We start from the raw sequence: 17,365 nt of genomic DNA on the forward strand, positions 1-17,365 counted from the left end.
CACCGATGACCACACAAACCACCAAGAACACCCCCACCACCCCCGCCACCAGCGCGGCGACCGGCCTCATCGGCATCCCACCCCACCTCGGACGCGCCCTCGCCACCGGCGGCGGCCTCCTCACCATCGTCTCCACCTTCCTCGCCTGGACCTGGACCGCCGCCTTCCCCGGCGACCTCACCGTCTACGGCTACCCGGGCGGCCTCCAGATCCTCGTCCTCATCGGCGGCGCCCTCACCACCCTCTTCGGCCTCTCCTCCTACGGCGTCAAAGGCCTCCGCTGGCTCACCCCCGCCGGCTCCGACGCCGCACTGAGATTCGCCGCACTCGCCACCTTCGCGACCACCTGGTACACCGTCCTCGCCATCAGCCTCCAGCTCGGCGGCCTGGTCAACCTCGAACCCGGCGCCTACATCGCGGCGACCATCACCCTCGTAACCCTCCTCGGCGCCCTCGCGCTCCCCTTCGAACGCCCCGCACCCGACCCCATCGACCCCGACGAGACCGGCTGGAACCTCACCAAACACCGCGCCGGCCACGGCTGGCAGACCGTCAAAGCCGCCTTCGCCGCCGACGAACCCGGCCCCGTACGCGCCCTGCCCTCCTACCTCGAGATCCTCATCATCGTCGCGGTCCTCACCGTCTGCCTCACCGTCTTCACCTACGGCATCGGCACCGAATACGACGAACTCTTCGTCGGCTTCCTCATCACGGCCGGACTCGGCTTCGCAGCCGCCCACAAGGCCGGGCTCATCCGCCAGGCCACCCAGATCACCGCACGGCACCAGACCATCACCATCTGGGGCGCCTTCGTCGCCGCGGCACTGTTCCCCTTCACCCAGACCGACGACCAGTACGCCACCATCGGCGTCTACATCCTGATCTTCGCCACCGTCGCCCTGGGCCTCAACATCGTCGTCGGCCTCGCCGGCCTCCTCGACCTCGGCTACGTCGCCTTCCTCGGCGTCGGCGCCTACGCCGCGGCCCTGGTCTCCGGCTCACCCAGCTCCCCCTTCGGCGTCCACTTCCCCTTCTGGGCCGCCGTCCTGGTCGGCGCCGCCGCCTCACTGATCTTCGGCGTACTCATCGGCGCCCCGACCCTGCGGCTCCGCGGCGACTACCTCGCCATCGTGACCCTCGGCTTCGGAGAGATCTTCCGCATCGCCGTCCTCAACATGGACGGCACCTCCGGACCCGACATCACCAACGGCTCCAACGGCATCTCGGCCGTACCGGACCTCAAAATCCTCGGATTCGACCTCGGCGCCCAGCACGACATCCTCGGCATCACCATCGGCCGGTTCGCCAACTACTTCTTCCTGATGCTGATCATCACCGCCGTCGTCGTCCTCGTCTTCCGACGCAGCAGCGACTCCCGCATCGGCCGGGCCTGGGTCGCCATCCGCGAGGACGAGACCGCCGCCCTCGCCATGGGCATCAACGGCTTCCGCGTCAAACTCATCGCGTTCGCCGTGGGCGCCGCCCTCGCCGGCCTCGCCGGCACCGTCCAGGCACACGTCACCTACACCGTCACCCCCGAGCAGTACCTCTTCGCCGGTACGACACCACCCAACTCCGCGTTCCTGCTCGCCGCCGTCGTCCTCGGCGGCATGGGCACCATCGGCGGGCCCCTCCTCGGCGCCGCCCTGCTCTTCCTCATCCCCAACAAGCTCCAGTTCCTCGGCGACTACCAGCTCCTCGCCTTCGGACTCGCGCTCGTCCTGCTCATGCGGTTCCGCCCCGAAGGCCTCATCCCCAACCGGCGCCGCCAACTGGAATTCCACGACAAGGCCGAAGCGCCCACAGTCCTGAGCAAGACAGGGGCCTGACCACCATGACCACCGACACCACCACCAAGGACACCACCCCGGGCGCCCCCACCCCCGGCACCACCGTCCTCGACGCACGCGGCGTCACCATGCGCTTCGGCGGACTCACCGCCGTCAACGGCGTCGACCTCACCGTCAACAGCGGCGAGATCGTCGGCCTCATCGGCCCCAACGGCGCCGGAAAAACCACCTTCTTCAACTGCCTGACAGGCCTGTACACACCCACCGAGGGCGAAGTCCGCTACAAAGGCCAAGTACTGCCCGCCAAGTCCTTCAAGGTCACGGCCGCCGGCATCGCCCGAACCTTCCAGAACATCCGGCTCTTCGCCAACATGACAGTCCTGGAAAACGTCCTCGTCGGCCGCCACACCCGCACCAAGGAAGGCTTCTGGTCAGCCGTCCTGCGCGGCCCCGGCTTCCACAAGGCCGAGGCCACCTCCCGCGAACGCGCCATGGAACTCCTGGAGTTCGTCGGCCTCGCCGAAAAGGCCGAACACCTCTCACGGAACCTGCCCTACGGCGAACAACGCAAGCTGGAAATCGCCCGCGCCCTCGCCAGCGAACCGGGCCTGCTCCTCCTGGACGAACCCACGGCAGGCATGAACCCCCAGGAGACACGAGCCACCGAGGAACTCGTCTTCGCCATCCGCGACATGGGCATCGCCGTCCTCGTCATCGAGCACGACATGCGCTTCATCTTCAACCTCTGCGACCGCGTCGCCGTCCTCGTACAAGGCGAAAAACTCATCGAAGGCGACAGCGCGACCGTCCAGGGCGACGAACGAGTCATCGCCGCCTACCTCGGCGAACCCCTCGCCAACGACCCCGGCGCCGCGGAAGCGGCCGAAGTGGAAGCCGCCGAGGCCCACGCCCAGGCCGACACCACCACGAACACCGCGGCCGGCAAGGAGAACGACCGATGACCGCACTCCTCGAGGTCGAGGACCTCCGCGTCGCCTACGGCAAAATCGAAGCCGTCAAAGGCATCTCGTTCAAAGTCGACGCCGGCGAAGTCGTCACCCTCATCGGCACCAACGGCGCCGGCAAAACCACCACCCTGCGCACCCTCTCCGGCCTCCTCAAACCAGTCGGCGGACAGATCAAATTCGGCGGCAAGTCACTCAAAAAGATCCCCGCACACCAAATCGTCTCCCTGGGACTCGCCCACTCCCCCGAGGGCCGGCACATCTTCCCCCGCATGACCATCGAGGACAACCTCCGCCTCGGCGCCTTCCTCCGCAACGACAAACCAGGCATCGAGAAAGACATCCAACGCGCCTACGACCTCTTCCCCATCCTCGGCGAACGCCGAAAGCAAGCCGCGGGCACCCTCTCCGGCGGCGAACAGCAAATGCTCGCCATGGGCCGCGCCCTGATGTCCCAGCCCAAACTGCTCATGCTCGACGAACCCTCCATGGGCCTCTCACCGATCATGATGCAGAAGATCATGACGACCGTCGCCGAGCTGAAATCCCAGGGCACCACCATCCTGCTCGTCGAACAGAACGCCCAGGCCGCCCTCTCCCTCGCCGACCACGGCCACGTCATGGAAGTCGGCAACATCGTCCTGTCCGGCAGCGGCCAAGACCTCCTCCACGACGAATCGGTCCGCAAGGCCTACCTCGGCGAGGACTGAGCCGACACCGACACGCGTACGACGAGGCCCGCGCCCCCACCGGGGACGCGGGCCTCACGCACCACACCGGGCTCAGCCCTTGGACGCCTTCTTCTCCTCCGCGTCCTCGATGACCGCCTCAGCCACCTGCTGCATCGACATCCGCCGATCCATCGACGTCTTCTGAATCCACCGGAACGCCGCCGGCTCGGTAAGGCCGTACTCCGTCTGCAACACCGACTTCGCCCGGTCCACCAGCTTCCGCGTCTCCAGCCGCAGACTCAGGTCCGCGACCTCCTTCTCCAACGCCTTCAGCTCCGTGAACCGCGAAACCGCCATCTCGATCGCCGGCACGACATCACTCTTGCTGAACGGCTTCACCAGATACGCCATCGCCCCGGCGTCCCGCGCCCGCTCCACCAGATCCCGCTGCGAGAACGCGGTCAGCATCAGCACCGGCGCGATACCCTCCTCAGCGATCTTCTCCGCCGCCGAGATGCCGTCCAGCTTGGGCATCTTCACGTCCAGGATCACCAGGTCCGGCCGGTGCTCCCGGGCCAGCTCCACGGCACGCTCACCGTCACCGGCCTCACCGACGACTGAGTAGCCCTCCTCCTCCAGCATCTCTTTGAGATCGAGTCGGATCAGCGCCTCGTCCTCGGCGATGACGACACGGGTCGTCAGCGGAGGAACGTGCGACTTGTCGTCTTCGGGCACGTCTACGGGCTGGGGCGACTCGGGGGCGGTCACGTAAGGCTCCTCGTTCAGGGCAGGGGTACTGCTGACAAGAGCCTACCTAGCTGCGGTAAGGTGTACGCGCGGAGGGTCAGGGGAAACCTTTGATTTCGCGGGCCCCGGTAGCCCAATTGGCAGCAGGCAATGGATTCAAAACCCATACAGTGTCGGTTCGAGTCCGACCCGGGGCACTTTCCTTGGATCCCAAGGTTGCTACAACAAGCGGATGTCCACGTTCTCGTGAACATCCGCTTTTTGCTGCGCGTCGCAGCTTCCCCGCGTACAGAGTGGCCCGTATGTACGACCTCAGCACGCGCAAGCGTGCGCTCGCCCTCGTGGCCCAAGGCCGCAGTCTGAATTCAGTGAGCCGGGAGACAGGCATCTCCCGGGCTGCGATCCGGGCTTGGCTCGAACGCCTGGCGCCGCTGCCCCGCATGGATCCCGCGGACCCCGGGCCGCCCGCATGCGAGCGGTCCTACTCCTACCTTCTGGGTTTGTACCTGGGCGACGGCTGCATCAGTGCTCATCCCCGTGGAACGGGCTACTACCTGCGCATCGCTTGCGCCAACGCATGGCCCGGACTCATCCGGCAATGTCAGGAGGCCATCACGCGGGTACGCCCCGGTTTGGGCGTGTACGCGTTACGGAAGGAGGGCTACAACATGGTGACCAGCTACTCACGCCACTGGCCCACCCTGTTCCCACAACACGGACCCGGGAAGAAGCACGAGCGAAGGATCACCCTCGCACCGTGGCAGCAGGCGATCGTGGACTCCTACCCCTGGGAGTTCGTTCGCGGACTCATCCACTCCGACGGCTGTCGCATTACCAACTGGACGACCCGTTTGGTTGCCGGTGAGTACAAGCGTTACGAATATCCCCGGTATTTCTTCACCAACACGTCGACCGACATCATCAGGCTCTTCACGGCCGCTCTCGATCGCGTCGGCGTCGAGTGGAAGTCACTCAATCAAAGCCGCGCGGCTGTCACGATCTCCGTCGCCCGCAAAGCCTCCGTAGCCCTTATGGACGCCCACGTCGGGCCCAAGTACTGACGGCCGGTCTACTGGGGACTGTCGTCCTCCCCGATGTGGTGCACCCGCACCAGATTCGTCGTGCCCGAGACACCGGGCGGTGAACCGGCCGTGATGACCACGACGTCGCCCTTCTCGCAGCGTCCGTAGCGGGTCAGGAGCTCGTCCACCTGGTCGACCATCGCGTCCGTGGAGTCCACGTGGGGGCCGCAGAAGGTCTCCACGCCCCAGGTCATGCTCAGCTGGGAGCGGGTCGCCGGTTCGGGGGTGAAGGCGAGCAGGGGGATGGGTGAGCGGTAGCGGGAGAGGCGGCGGACGGTGTCGCCTGACTGGGTGAAGGCGACGAGGAACTTCGCGCCGAGGAAGTCGCCGATCTCGGCTGCCGCGCGGGCGACCGCGCCGCCCTGGGTGCGGGGTTTGTTGCGGTCGGTGAGGGCGGGGAGGCCCTTGGCGAGGATGTCCTCCTCGGCCGCTTCGACGATGCGGGCCATGGTGCGCACCGTTTCGATGGGGTGTTTGCCGACGCTGGTCTCGCCGGAGAGCATGACGGCGTCGGTGCCGTCGATGACGGCGTTGGCGACGTCGGAGGCTTCCGCGCGGGTGGGGCGGGCGTTGTCGATCATCGAGTCGAGCATCTGGGTGGCGACGATGACGGGTTTGGCGTTGCGTTTGGCGAGTTTGATGGCGCGCTTTTGGACGATGGGGACCTGTTCGAGGGGCATTTCGACGCCGAGGTCGCCGCGGGCGACCATGATGCCGTCGAAGGCGGCGACGATGTCGTCGATGTTCTCGACGGCCTGGGGTTTTTCGACCTTGGCGATGACGGGGAGTCGGCGGCCTTCTTCGTCCATGATGCGGTGGACGTCCTGGATGTCGCGGCCGCTGCGGACGAAGGAGAGGGCGATGACGTCGAAGCCGGCGTGCAGGGCCCAGCGGAGGTCGGCTTCGTCTTTTTTGGAGAGGGCGGGGACGGAGACGGCGACGCCGGGGAGGTTGAGGCCTTTGTGGTCGGAGACCATGCCGCCTTCGATGACCTCGGTGTGGACGCGGGGGCCGTCGATGTCGGTGACCTGGAGGCAGACTTTGCCGTCGTCGACGAGGATGCGTTCGCCGGGGGTGACGTCGGTGGCGAGGCCGGCGTAGGTGGTGCCGCAGGTGTGGCGGTCGCCGGTGGTGCCTTCTTCGACGGTGATGGTGAAGGTGTCGCCGCGTTCAAGGAGTACGGGGCCTTCGGTGAAGTGGCCGAGTCGGATCTTCGGGCCCTGAAGGTCGGCGAGGGTGCCGACGCTGCGGCCGGTTTCGTCGGAGGCCTTGCGGACGTGGTGGTATCGCTCTTCGTGTTCGGCGTGGGTGCCGTGGCTGAAGTTGAAGCGGGCGATGTCCATTCCGGCGTCGATCAGGTCTTTGATCTGGTCGTACGTGTCGGTGGCGGGCCCAAGTGTGCAGACGATCTTTGCTCGGCGCATGGTTCGAGCCTATGACTTACCGGCGGGTAGCGAATGGGCCACGCATGTCCACTCAACAACCTTTGAGTAAAGGGTTATTGACAAGAATTGAATATGTGCACCGGTCTGCTCCGATGAGCATTTCATCCGCCTGCCACCCTTGGTAGGCGGCATGTCCAGGACAGAATCTACGCGCATTGCCACTGTTCGCGGGAGGGTGTGCCGGTGTTCTGAGCCGGGTCGCTCCGGGGCTGTCAGGTTCCTTCCGTCAGTGGGGTGAGTGCGCGGTGGTGGCGTGCGGTGGGGATCTGGGGCAGTCCGTCCGGCAGGCCGAAGGTGGTGTAGGCGGTGCGGTTCGGCAGTGGGTACGGGTGGCGTCCGGTGAGGTCGTTGAGGATGGTGGCGCTGCGCCAGGCGGCCAGGCCGAGGTCGGGGGCGCCGACGCCGTGGGTGTGTGTTTCGGCGTTCTGGACGTAGACGGAGCCGGTGACGCAGGGGTCGAGGACGAGGCGGAAGTGTTCGTCGACGCGGGGGCGTTCGCGGTTGTCGCGGCGCATGTAGGGGTCGAGGCCGGCGAGGATGCGGCCGAGGGGGCGTTCGCGGTAGCCGGTGGCGAGGACGACGGCGTCGGTGGTGAGGCGGGTGCGGGTTTTCTGCTGGGTGTGTTCGAGGTGGAGTTCGATCTGGGTGGTGGAGAGGCGGCCGGCGGTGCGGACGTGGACGCCGGGGGTGAGGACGGTGTCGGGCCAGTCGCCGTCGAGGGTGCGTCGGTAGAGCTCGTCGTGGATGGCGGCGGCGGTGTCGGCGTCGATGCCTTTGTGCAGTTGCCATTGGGCGGTGATGAGCCGGTCGCGGACGGGTTCGGTGAGGGTGTGGAAGTAGTGGGTGTAGTCGGGGGTGAAGTGTTCGAGGCCGAGTTTTGAGTACTCCATGGGGGCGAAGGCTTCGGTGCGGCCGAGCCAGTGGAGTTTCTCGTGGCCGGTGGGGCGGTGGCGGAGCAGGTCGAGGAAGATCTCCGCGCCGGACTGGCCGGTGCCGATGACGGTGATGTGGTCGGCGTCGAGGAGTGTTCCGCGGTGGTCGAGGTAGTGGGCGGCGTGGATGACGGGGACGCCGGGGGCGTCGGCGAGGGGTTTGAGCGGGTCGGGGATGTGGGGTTCGGTGCCGATGCCGAGGGCGACGTTCCTGGTGTAGGTGCGGCCGAGGGCTTCGGCTTCTCCGGTGGTGTCGAGTTGGGTGTAGTCGACTTCGAAGAGGCCGCGTTCGGGGTTCCAGCGGACGGCGTCGACCTGGTGGTGGAAGCGGAGGGTGGGGAGGTTTTCGGCGACCCAGCGGCAGTACGCGTCGTATTCGGCGCGTTGGATGTGGAAGCGTTCGGCGAAGTAGAAGGGGAAGAGGCGTTCTCGGGTCTTGAGGTGGTTGAGGAAGGTCCAGGGGCTGGCCGGGTCGGCGAGGGTGACGAGGTCGGCGAGGAAGGGGACTTGGACGCGGGCGCCGTCGATGAGCAGGCCGGGGTGCCAGTGGAAGGCGGGGCGCTGGTCGTAGAAGACGGTGTCGAGGTTGGTGAGGGGGTCGGCGAGGGCGGCGAGGGAGAGGTTGAAGGGGCCGATGCCGATGCCGACGAGGTCGCGGGGGGTGTGGGTGTTCATCGTGGGGTGTGTCCTTCGACGAGGGTGAGGAGGGTGGCCAGGTCGTCGGGTCGGGTGTGGGGGTTGAGGAGGGTTGCCTTGAGCCAGAGGCGGCCGTCGGCGTGGGCGCGGCCGAGTACGGCGTGGCCGGTGGTGAGCAGGGTGCGGCGGAGGGTGGCGACGTCGTGGTCGGTGGTGTGGGTGGGGCGGAAGAGGACGGTGCTGATGGTGGGTGGGGCGTGTAGTTCGAAGGCGGGGTGGTGGTGGATGAGGGTGGCGAGTCGGTCGGCGTGTGCGCAGACTTCGTCGACGAGGGTGCCGAGTCCGGTGCGGCCGAGGGTTTTGAGGGTGACGGCGATTTTGAGGATGTCGGGGCGGCGGCTGGTGCGTGGTGAGCGGCCGAGGAGGTCGGGGAGTCCGGCGTCGGTGTCGTCGTCGGCGTTGAGGTAGTGGGTGTGGTGGTGGAGTGCGGTGAGGTCGTGGGGGTTCTTCACCGTGAGGAGGCCGGCGGCGATGGGTTGCCAGCCGAGTTTGTGCAGGTCGATGGTGATGGTGTGGGCGGCTTCCAGTCCGGCGAGTTTGGGGCGGTGGCGGTCGCTGAAGAGGAGGCCGGCGCCGTAGGCGGCGTCGATGTGGAGGCGGGCGCCGTGGGTGGTGCAGCGGTCGGCGATTTCGGGCAGGGGGTCGATGAGGCCGGCGTCGGTGGTGCCGGCGGTGGCGATGACGAGGTGTGGTCCGGGGATCTGGGTGAGGGCTTCGTCGAGGGCGGCGGGGTCGAGGGTGCCGGCGGGGGCGGGGACGGTGACGGGTTCGGGCAGTCCGAGGAGCCAGGCGGCGCGGGGTACGGAGTGGTGGGCGTTGGCTCCGTGGATGAGCCGGAGGCCGGGACCGTGGGTTTCGCGGGCGAGCAGGGTGGCGAGTTGGTTGGATTCGGTGCCGCCGGTGGTGACGAGGGCGTCGGTGGCGCCGGTTTCGCGGGCGAGGGCGCGGGTGACGAGGGTTTCGAGTGCGGAGGCGGCGGGTGCTTGGTCCCAGGAGTCGAGGGAGGGGTTGAGGGCGCTGGCGGCGAGGTCGGCGGCGGTGGCGACGGCGAGGGGTGGGCCGTGCAGGTGGGCGGCGCAGAGGGGGTGGGCGGGGTCGGCGGCGCCTTCGGCGAGTGCGGTGACCAGGGTGCGGAGTGCGTCGGGGTCGCCGTGGTCGGGGAGGATGTCGCCGGCCGCGTCGGTGAGGCGGGCGGTGACGGTGTCCGGGCCGCCCGCGGGTAGCGGGCCCTGGCGTGTGGCCGCGCCGGTGTGCAGTGCGTCGAGCACGGTGTCGAGCAGGGGTCGCAGGGCGTCGGGGCCGTGCGGGCCCGAGGCGAGGGGCGGCAGGCCCATGGGCTGTCCTCCGGGCGCGTTTCGTCGGGGGGCGCGGTGCCTCGTTGTGGGGCGGCGGCCGGGTGACGGGTGGGCGGGGAGTTCCAGCTTGTACGTGGATGTGCGTGTACGCCCGGACAGCTCAAGATCACTACCCGAAAGGGGTATGCCGGCGGCCGGTCCCGGGTGGGGGCCGGCCGCGTGGGGGTCAGTGCGTGTGGGTGTCCGCCTCTCGTACCCGTAGGGCGCGGGCGAGGTCGTCGAGCTGGTCGGCGAGTTTGCGGCGCAGGGCGGGGGTCGGGTCGGCGTCGGTGAGGCATTGCCGGCCGAGGCGCAGGTTGTCGGCGTCGACGGCGTGGGCGGGGAAGGCCCAGCGGCCCGCGGCGTCGGCGATGGCGGGGCCGCGGCGGGCGGCGACGGCGACGGCTTCGGCGTAGTAGCGGGGTACGTAGTCGTGGACGAGGTCGGTCTGTTCGGGTTGCCAGAAGCCCTTGGCGGTGGCGGTGAACAGGTAGGTGGAGAGGTCGTCGGTGGCGAACATGGTTTCCCAGGCGCGGCTCTTGGCCTCGGGGTCGGGCAGTGCGGCGCGGCAGCGGGCGGCGCCTTCCTGGCCGGTGTCGCTGGGGTCGCGTTGGAGTTCGGCGGTGATGGCCCTGTCGTCGGTGGCGCCGAGGACGGCGAGGCGGGTGAGGATGCGCCAGCGCAGTTCGGGGTCGAGTTCGGGGCCGCCGGGGACGGTGCCGTCGGCGAGCCAGGCGGCGATGGTGTCGGGGTGGGCGGCGGTGGCGACGCGGTGGCGTACGGCGATGAGGCGTAGTCCGGGGTGGTCGCCGTCCTCGGTGCGGCGGATGAGGTCGCGGCACAGGTCGGTGAGGGTGGTCAGGGCGGCGGGCCGCTGCTCGGGGGTGGCGTAGCGGTCGGCGGCCTGGGTGGTGGCGAAGGTGAGGACGCCGTCGACGAGGGCGAGGTCGGTCTCGTGGGGGAGGTGGGTGCGGGCGATGTCGAGGTAGGTGGTGGCGGGGAGTTCGCCGTCGCGGACGGCGTCCCTGAGGGCGTTCCAGACGACGGCCCGGGTGAGGGGGTCGGGGAGGCCGGAGAGGGCTGCGCGGATGGTTCGGGTGGAGTCGGTGTCGAAGCGGATTTTGGCGTAGCTCAGGTCGCCGTCGTTGAGGACGGCGAGTGCGGGGCGTTTGCCGATGGGCCGGGGTTCGGTCTGGGGGACGTCGAGGTCGAGGCGTTCGCGCAGGGTGAGGCGGCGTTCGTCGGTGAGGTCCTGGTCGTAGAGGCCGACGGCGATGCGGTGGGGGCGGGTGCCGGTGTGGTCGACGGTGAGTGCGCGGGTGCCGTTGTCGCCGGTGATGTGGGGGGTGAGGGTGTCGACTCCGGTGGTGCGCAGCCAGGTGTCGGCCCAGGCGTGGACGTCGCGGTCGGTGGCGGCGGCGAGGGAGTCGATGAGGTCGGCGAGGGTGGCGTTGGCGAACTTGTGCCTTTCGAAGTGGGTGTTGATGCCGGCGAGGAAGTCCTTTTCGCCGAGCCAGGTGACGAGCTGGCGCAGGGCGGAGGCGCCCTTGGCGTAGGAGATGCCGTCGAAGTTGAGGAGGGCGGAGGCGGTGTCCTGGACGTTTTCGGGGGCGACGGGGTGGGTGGAGGGGCGTTGGTCGGCGTCGTAGCCCCAGGGTTTGCGGGTGACGCCGAAGTCGGTCCAGGTGTCGGTGAAGCGGGTGGCTTCGGCGACGATCTGGTAGCCCATGTATTCGGCGAAGGACTCGTTGAGCCAGATGTCGTCCCACCACCTGAGGGTGACGAGGTCGCCGAACCACATGTGGGCCATCTCGTGGGCGATGACCATGGCGCGGGTCTGTCGCTGGGTGTCGGTGACGGCGGAGCGGAAGACGAATTCGTCGCGGAAGGTGACCAGGCCCGGGTTCTCCATGGCGCCGGCGTTGAACTCGGGGACGAAGGCCTGGTCGTAGGAGTCGAAGGGGTAGGGCTCGGTGAACTTCTCGTGGTAGCGGTCGAAGCAGGCGCGGGTGACGTCGAGGAGTTCGTCGGCGTCGGCGTCGAGGTGGGGGGCGAGGGAGCGGCGGCAGTGGATGCCGAAGGGCAGGCCGCGGTGTTCGGTGCGTAGGGAGTGCCAGGGGCCGGCGGCGACGGCGACGAGGTAGGTGGAGATCGGCGGTGTGGTGGCGGCCTTCCAGTGGCCGTCGCCGGTGTGTTCGGTGATGCCGTTGGCGAGGACGGTCCAGCCGTGGGGTGCGGTGACGGTGAGGTCGAAGGTGGCTTTCAGGTCGGGTTGGTCGAAGGCGGCGTAGACGCGTTGGACGTCGTCCAGGAACAGCTGGGTGTAGACGTAGGTCTCGTTGTCGGTGGGGTCGGTGAAGCGGTGCATGCCCTCGCCGGTGCTGGAGTAGCGCATGGCCGCTTCGACGCGCAGTTCGTGCTCGCCGGGGGTGAGGTTCTTCAGTGCCAGCCGGTTCTCGTCCAGGGTGGCCGGGTCGAGGGGGTGTCCGTCCAGGGTGGCGGTGCGCAGCTCGGCGGGCTTGATCTCGACGAAGGTGTCCGTGGTGTCCGTGTCGCCGCGTACGGTGAAGCGGATGACGGTGTGGGAGTCGAAGGTGTCGTCTCCACGGGTCAGGTCGAGGTCGATCGCGTAGTGGTGGACGTCGAGGAGCCGGGCTCGGGTCTGCGCTTCGTCGCGCGTCAGTACGGACATGCACGACATGCTGCCTGATGCGGTGGGCAGGGCACAGAGGCGGATCGGTACGCGGGGTTTGTCCGGGTCGCCGTGGTGGCCGGCGTGCTCTCCGGCGCGCGCCCCCGTGGGTGGGGGCGCGGGCGCGCGGGGGTGTTCAGCCGGAGGTGGTGGTGGTGGTGTCGTTGCCGTTGTTCTCCGCGATGCGCTCGTGGTGGTGGATCACTTCGGCGATGATGAAGTTGAGGAACTTCTCGGCGAACGCCGGGTCCAGTTTGGCGCTCTCGGCGAGGGTGCGCAGCCGGTCGATCTGCTTGGCCTCGCGGGCCGGGTCGGCGGGCGGCAGTTGGTGGCGGGCCTTGAGGTGGCCTACCTGCTGGGTGCATTTGAAGCGTTCGGCGAGCATGTGGACGACGGCCGCGTCGATGTTGTCGATACTGTCCCGCAGCCGGGTCAGTTCCTCGCGGACGGCGGGGTCGACGGCACCGGTACCGGTGTTGCTGGTGGTCATGACCGTCCACCCTACGGGCGGGTCGGGGGCCGTCGCAGACTGTCTCAGGCGCTGAACGTCCCGGTGGCCGGGCTCTGCTCGTACAGTGGGAGGAGGCTTCGGGCGTCTTGGGGGTCGGGCGTGGCGAACGGCGGACCGGTCGAGCACGGTTTCCCGCATCTGGAGACGGTGCGGGCGGCCGTCACCGCGCTGTACAGACGGTTGTCGTACGACACGGTGCGGACGTTCTCGGCCAGTGTGGTGCCGGCCGATGTGGCGTTCTGTGACACCGACGACCTGTATCTGGGCGCGCAGCGGGTGGCGCGGGAGCTGGTGCGTCACTACCGGCTGCCCGATGCCCGGATGATCGTCTCGTTCCGGGAGATGACGCATGCGGCGAGTGTGGAGCTGGCGGCGGGGCCCGAGTACTTCGTCGAGTTGAACGACCGGTTCCGCACGCATCGCCGGGATATCGGCGCGGCCCTGGCGCACGAGGTGATGCACGTGTATCTGCATCGGCTCGGTCTGTCTTTCGCCGGTATCCGGGACAACGAGATCCTGACGGACACGGCGACGACGTATCTGGGTGCGGGCTGGCTGCTGCTGGACGCCTATCGGGAGGACGCGGCGTCGTCGCAGAAGCTGGGGTATCTGACGCCGGAGGAGTTCGGGTACGTGCTGGCGAAGCGGGCGTTGGTGTTCGGTGAGGATCCGTCGGTGTGGTTCACCAGTCCGCAGGCCTACACGGCGTATGTGAAGGGTATGGAGCGGGCCCGCCGGGACGAGCGGCAGCCGCCGCTCACGGCGGCCGGCTGGGCGGGCCGCCGCCGTTATGCCCGGGACCGCCGTCATGCTCAGGATCCGCACGCCGGGGCGGTCCTGGCGGCGGGCGGGCCGTATTCGTTCACTCCGGGTGGGCGGGAGCCGCTGCGGGTGTCGTTTCCCTGTCCGACGTGTCACCAGCGGATCAGGGTGCCGGTGCGGGGGCGGGTGCGGGCGCGGTGCGGGTTGTGCGGGTCGGTGCTGGAGTGCGACACGTAGGCCGGTGCGTGGGCCGGGTGAGCGGTGCTTCAATGCCCCGATGACGGAGGCGATATGACGGAGATGATCAGGGAGCCCTGGGGGCTCAGTGTGTTCGGTGCGGGCAGTGTGCGGGTGGAGCCGCAGTTGGTGCGGGTGAGGCTGGCGGTGGACGTGCTGGAGCCGGTGCCGGACCGGGCTTTCCAGGAGGCGGGCGCAGCCGTGTCGCGACTGCGTGAGGTGTTGCGCCGGCACGGGGTGGCGGACGCCTCGGTCTCGGGCTCCCGGCTCCGGCTCAGCTCGGAGTACGACGGCTACGGTGGTGAGCGGACGTTCGCCGGCTATCGCTGCCAGGCTTCGTACGCCGTGGAGTCCGGGGCGCTGGACGGCCTCCAGCAGTTGATCGTGGACGCGGTCGACGCGGGCGCGCACCGGATCGACGATGTCGAGTTCGACGTGCACGACAAGCCGGCGATGCGCGACGAGGCGCGCCGCAGGGCGGTGGCCGCCGCCCGGCGCAAGGCGGAGGTGTACACGGAGGCGGCGGGTGTGCGGCTGGGCGCGGTGGTGCACATCCAGGACGTGGACGCCGAGTCCTTCGTGCAGTACCGCGGTCACGGCCGTGGGGGTGGGGGCGGTGGTTCGGCCGGTGATCTGGCGCCGGGGATGGTGGAGGTGTCGGCGGGTGTGGTGCTGGGGTACGCGCTGACGCGCTGACCCGGCACCGGGTTCGCGTCGGCCCGCCGCCGGGTTCAGGAAGGCCGCACGATGCCCTGGGCGCGTGCGGCCACCAGCCACTTGGGGAATTCGCCCACCAGCCGGTCGTACAGCTCGGTGTCGGTCAGCTTCTTCGGGTCGCGTCCGGCGTGGAAGAAGCCGGCGTTGTCGACGACCCGTGTGCCGGGGACCGCGAGGTCGTCGAGTGTGCGCAGGTATTCGAACTGGCGGCTGTCCGGGTCGCCGAAGCCGACGAACTGCCAGAACAGGGGCAGTGGTGCCGCCTTGCACAGGTACCGCTGGGCGGCGAGCCGGTTGACGGGGCCGCCGTCGGTCTGGAAGACGACCAGGGCGGGGTGGCGGGCGCCGCTGTCGAGGTAGTGGTCGATGACGGCGTCCATGGCCAGGTGGTAGCTGGTCCTGCCCATGTGTCCGAGGCCGGCCACGATCCGGTCGATCCGTCCCCGGTGGTCGGTGAGGGCGATGTCGGTGACGGCGTCGACGTCCGTGGAGAAGAACACCACCGGTACGGTGCCGTCGTCGTCGAGGTGGGCGGACAGCCCGAGCACCCGGTCGGCGAGCGCCTGCACGCTGCCGTCCTTGTAGTAGGGCTTCATCGACCCGGAGTAGTCGACGACGAGGTAGACCGCCGCCCGGGTCTCCCCCAGTGCGTGCTTGGTCAGCGACGCCCCGGCGCTCTTGTACAGGCCGGCCAGCGCGGGCGCCGTCTCCTGGATCTTGGTGAGACTGATCGCGGCCATGTGGACTCCCCCGTCACCCCTGGACTTGCGTCATCTGGCTGTTGAGGTTACGGCACCGCGGACCCCGCCTCTCGGCTCGTCCACCGGCATTCGCTATTTTGTTCGCCGCCGTCCCCACCGGCTCACCGTCCGTCCAGCCCCGAGGAGCCGGCCGTGGATTCCGAGTCCACCGTCACCACCTGCTACCGCCATCCCGCGGTGGAGTGCCATGTCCGCTGCACCCGCTGCGAGCGCCGCATCTGCCCCGACTGCATGCGCGAGGCGTCCGTGGGTCACCACTGCCCCGAGTGCGTGAAGGAGGGGGCGCGGTCGGTCCGGCAGGCCCGGACGATCGTCGGCGGGCGGGTCTCGACGACGCCTGTGGTGACGTACGGGCTGATCGGGCTGAACGTGCTCGCGTACCTGGCGGAGGTGGTGCGGCCGGAGATCGTGGACCGGTTCGCCATGGTCGGTGCGCGGCTGGTCGGTCCGGACGGTGGCCACTACGTCTACCAGCACGTGCTTCCGGGTGGCTTCCGCGCGGAGGGGGTCGTCGCCGGCGAGTGGGAGCGGATGATCACCAGCTCCTTCCTCCATCTGCAACCCACCGAGGGCACGTTCGGTGTGCTGCACATCGTGATGAACATGGTCGCTCTGTGGCAACTGGGGCGTGCGGTGGAGCCGATGCTCGGCCGCGTGCGTCATGCCGTGCTGTACTTGCTGTCGTCGCTCGGCGGTTCGACTCTCGAACTGCTGCTCACCGATCCCGGTCAGTTCTCGGTCGGCGCCTCCGGCGGGATCTTCGGGCTGGGAGCCGCCTACTACGTACTGGCCCGCCGGGTCGGCGCGGACATGGCATCCGTCAACCGCTTCATGGCGTTCCTGCTGCTGTGGCTGGTGGTGTCCGCCGGGCTCACCTCCTGGCAGGGCCATCTCGGCGGTTTCCTGGTGGGTGGCGCGGTGGCCCTGGCGTACGCGTACGCGCCCCGGGACGGGCGCCGGGTGGCGGTGCAGGCAGGTGTGTGCGCGGGGCTGGTGGTGCTGCTGGCGGTGACGGCGGCGGTCAAGATGTCGGAAATGACAGGCGGAGGTATCCCCCTATGAAACGTGCCGGTGTGCTGCTCCTCGCGGCCGTTCCCGTGATCGCCACGGGGGTGTACTTCGTGATGCCGACGGACTCGGCCGACGCGCCGGTGACGCCGCCCGTGGCCACCACACAGTCGCGTGAGGACGCCAAGAGCCGGGCGGAGGAGGAGCGGGCGGCGGACGACGCGCTGATCGCCGACCTGCCGCCGGGGCTCGCCGCGCCCGCGAAGAAGGAGCTGGCCCAGCAGCTGGTGTCCAGCGCCGAGAACTCGACCACGAAGTGGCGTACCTCCTACGGCACCATCGAGGATCTCGGCGACGGGTGCGGCTACACGGCGGGCATCATCGGTTTCTGCACCGGTACGCACGACCTGCTCACCCTGGTCGAGCGCTATACCGAGGCCCACCCGGACAACGGCCTGGCGACGTACCTGCCCGCCCTGCGCGAGGTGGACGGCAGCGACTCCCACGAGGGTCTGGACCCCGGTTTCACGGCCGCCTGGCAGGCGGAGGCGGAGCTTGACGCGTTCCGTGAGGCGCAGGAGGAGGAGCGCGACCGCGTCTACTTCGAGCCGGCGGTGCGCCTGGCCAAGCTGGACGGCCTCGGCACGCTGGGCCAGTTCGTCTACTTCGACGCGATGGTCTTCCACGGCCCCGACACGGACGCCGGGGGCTTCTACGGGCTGCGTGAGGAGGCCATGCGCAAGGCGGGGACGCCGGGGCGGGGCGGCGCCGAGAAGGCCTATCTGAAGACCTTCCTGGACGTCCGCCGGGACGCCATGAGGGCGAAGCGTCCGGGCATCGACACCTCCCGTGTCGACACGGCGCAGCGCCGCTTCCTGGAGGCGGGGAACATGAAGCTGGACACGCCGCTGGTGTGGGAGATGTACGGGGAGACGTACCGGCTGCCGTAGCCGCGCATGCGACGGCGCCTGCCCTTTGTCCGGTCGGGGACGGGGCAGGCGCCATCAGTGTTCCG

General features: G+C 68.9%; 15 protein-coding genes and 1 tRNA gene. 9 read left to right on the forward strand and 7 right to left on the reverse strand.

Annotated features, from left to right (window positions below; genetic code table 11):
• Nucleotides 1-5: 5 nt before the first annotated feature.
• The 3 genes from ACH4NX_RS07690 to ACH4NX_RS07700 are packed head-to-tail and all read left to right on the forward strand — an operon-like array spanning nucleotide 6 to nucleotide 3,465.
• Complete coding sequence (locus tag ACH4NX_RS07690) at nucleotides 6-1,829, forward strand: branched-chain amino acid ABC transporter permease (RefSeq protein ID WP_351391994.1); 1,824 nt, start codon at nucleotides 6-8, stop codon at nucleotides 1,827-1,829.
• 5 nt (nucleotides 1,830-1,834) lie between these two features.
• On the forward strand, nucleotides 1,835-2,752 hold the full coding sequence (locus tag ACH4NX_RS07695) for an ABC transporter ATP-binding protein (RefSeq protein ID WP_351391996.1): 918 nt from the start codon (nucleotides 1,835-1,837) through the stop codon (nucleotides 2,750-2,752).
• Nucleotides 2,749-3,465 (forward strand): ABC transporter ATP-binding protein, encoded by a 717-nt coding sequence (locus ACH4NX_RS07700; protein ID WP_351391999.1) that lies wholly within the window; start codon nucleotides 2,749-2,751, stop codon nucleotides 3,463-3,465. The genes ACH4NX_RS07695 and ACH4NX_RS07700 overlap by 4 nt, the downstream gene beginning before the upstream one ends.
• Nucleotides 3,466-3,537: 72 nt before the next feature.
• Here ACH4NX_RS07700 and ACH4NX_RS07705 read toward each other — a convergent pair whose 3' ends face one another.
• On the reverse strand, nucleotides 3,538-4,194 hold the full coding sequence (locus ACH4NX_RS07705) for an ANTAR domain-containing response regulator (RefSeq protein ID WP_398127707.1): 657 nt from the start codon (nucleotides 4,192-4,194) through the stop codon (nucleotides 3,538-3,540).
• A gap of 101 nt (nucleotides 4,195-4,295) precedes the next feature.
• Here ACH4NX_RS07705 and ACH4NX_RS07710 point away from each other — a divergent pair.
• Nucleotides 4,296-4,370, forward strand: a tRNA-Leu gene (locus tag ACH4NX_RS07710).
• Nucleotides 4,371-4,475: 105 nt separating this feature from the next.
• The gene (locus ACH4NX_RS07715; RefSeq protein ID WP_398127708.1) at nucleotides 4,476-5,234 is read left to right on the forward strand and encodes a helix-turn-helix domain-containing protein; all 759 of its coding nucleotides are present in this window, start codon (nucleotides 4,476-4,478) and stop codon (nucleotides 5,232-5,234) included.
• 8 nt (nucleotides 5,235-5,242) lie between these two features.
• Here the strand turns inward: ACH4NX_RS07715 and pyk are convergent, their stop codons facing one another.
• The 5 genes from pyk to ACH4NX_RS07740 all read right to left on the reverse strand — a co-directional run bounded on the left by pyk (nucleotide 5,243) and on the right by ACH4NX_RS07740 (nucleotide 12,844).
• Nucleotides 5,243-6,679, reverse strand: a complete 1,437-nt coding sequence (gene pyk, locus ACH4NX_RS07720) for a pyruvate kinase (protein ID WP_351392008.1) — start codon at nucleotides 6,677-6,679, stop codon at nucleotides 5,243-5,245.
• Nucleotides 6,680-6,912: 233 nt separating this feature from the next.
• Nucleotides 6,913-8,307 carry a SidA/IucD/PvdA family monooxygenase gene (locus ACH4NX_RS07725; RefSeq protein ID WP_351392011.1) on the reverse strand — a complete coding sequence of 465 codons (1,395 nt, stop codon included), beginning with the start codon at nucleotides 8,305-8,307 and terminating at the stop codon, nucleotides 6,913-6,915.
• On the reverse strand, nucleotides 8,304-9,662 hold the full coding sequence (locus ACH4NX_RS07730) for an aminotransferase class V-fold PLP-dependent enzyme (RefSeq protein WP_351392014.1): 1,359 nt from the start codon (nucleotides 9,660-9,662) through the stop codon (nucleotides 8,304-8,306). Before ACH4NX_RS07730 ends, ACH4NX_RS07725 begins: the two co-directional genes overlap by 4 nt.
• A 187-nt stretch (nucleotides 9,663-9,849) precedes the next feature.
• Nucleotides 9,850-12,354 (reverse strand): aminopeptidase N, encoded by a 2,505-nt coding sequence (gene pepN / locus ACH4NX_RS07735; RefSeq protein ID WP_398127709.1) that lies wholly within the window; start codon nucleotides 12,352-12,354, stop codon nucleotides 9,850-9,852.
• A 136-nt stretch (nucleotides 12,355-12,490) separates the two neighbouring features.
• Nucleotides 12,491-12,844 (reverse strand): chorismate mutase, encoded by a 354-nt coding sequence (locus ACH4NX_RS07740; RefSeq protein WP_398127710.1) that lies wholly within the window; start codon nucleotides 12,842-12,844, stop codon nucleotides 12,491-12,493.
• Between the two features lie 120 nt (nucleotides 12,845-12,964).
• Between ACH4NX_RS07740 and ACH4NX_RS07745 the strand changes: the two genes are divergently transcribed.
• Nucleotides 12,965-13,864 carry a hypothetical protein gene (locus ACH4NX_RS07745; RefSeq protein WP_398127711.1) on the forward strand — a complete coding sequence of 300 codons (900 nt, stop codon included), beginning with the start codon at nucleotides 12,965-12,967 and terminating at the stop codon, nucleotides 13,862-13,864.
• Nucleotides 13,865-13,918: 54 nt separating this feature from the next.
• Nucleotides 13,919-14,560, forward strand: coding sequence for an SIMPL domain-containing protein (locus tag ACH4NX_RS07750; protein ID WP_351392026.1), 642 nt, complete (start codon nucleotides 13,919-13,921; stop codon nucleotides 14,558-14,560).
• A 35-nt stretch (nucleotides 14,561-14,595) separates the two neighbouring features.
• On the opposite strand, the gene ACH4NX_RS07755 is transcribed toward ACH4NX_RS07750, so the two are convergent.
• On the reverse strand, nucleotides 14,596-15,321 hold the full coding sequence (locus ACH4NX_RS07755; RefSeq protein WP_351392028.1) for a VWA domain-containing protein: 726 nt from the start codon (nucleotides 15,319-15,321) through the stop codon (nucleotides 14,596-14,598).
• A gap of 153 nt (nucleotides 15,322-15,474) precedes the next feature.
• On the opposite strand from ACH4NX_RS07755, the gene ACH4NX_RS07760 reads away from it, so the two are divergent.
• Both ACH4NX_RS07760 and ACH4NX_RS07765 read left to right on the forward strand, forming a co-directional pair.
• Nucleotides 15,475-16,404, forward strand: a complete 930-nt coding sequence (locus ACH4NX_RS07760; protein WP_398127712.1) for a rhomboid family intramembrane serine protease — start codon at nucleotides 15,475-15,477, stop codon at nucleotides 16,402-16,404.
• Nucleotides 16,401-17,300, forward strand: a complete 900-nt coding sequence (locus tag ACH4NX_RS07765) for a chitosanase (protein WP_351392030.1) — start codon at nucleotides 16,401-16,403, stop codon at nucleotides 17,298-17,300. Before ACH4NX_RS07760 ends, ACH4NX_RS07765 begins: the two co-directional genes overlap by 4 nt.
• The last annotated feature ends 65 nt before the right edge of the window (nucleotides 17,301-17,365 follow it).

Origin of the sequence: Streptomyces sp. NPDC017225, assembly GCF_044331465.1 — a bacterium.
Classification (GTDB): domain Bacteria; phylum Actinomycetota; class Actinomycetes; order Streptomycetales; family Streptomycetaceae; genus Streptomyces.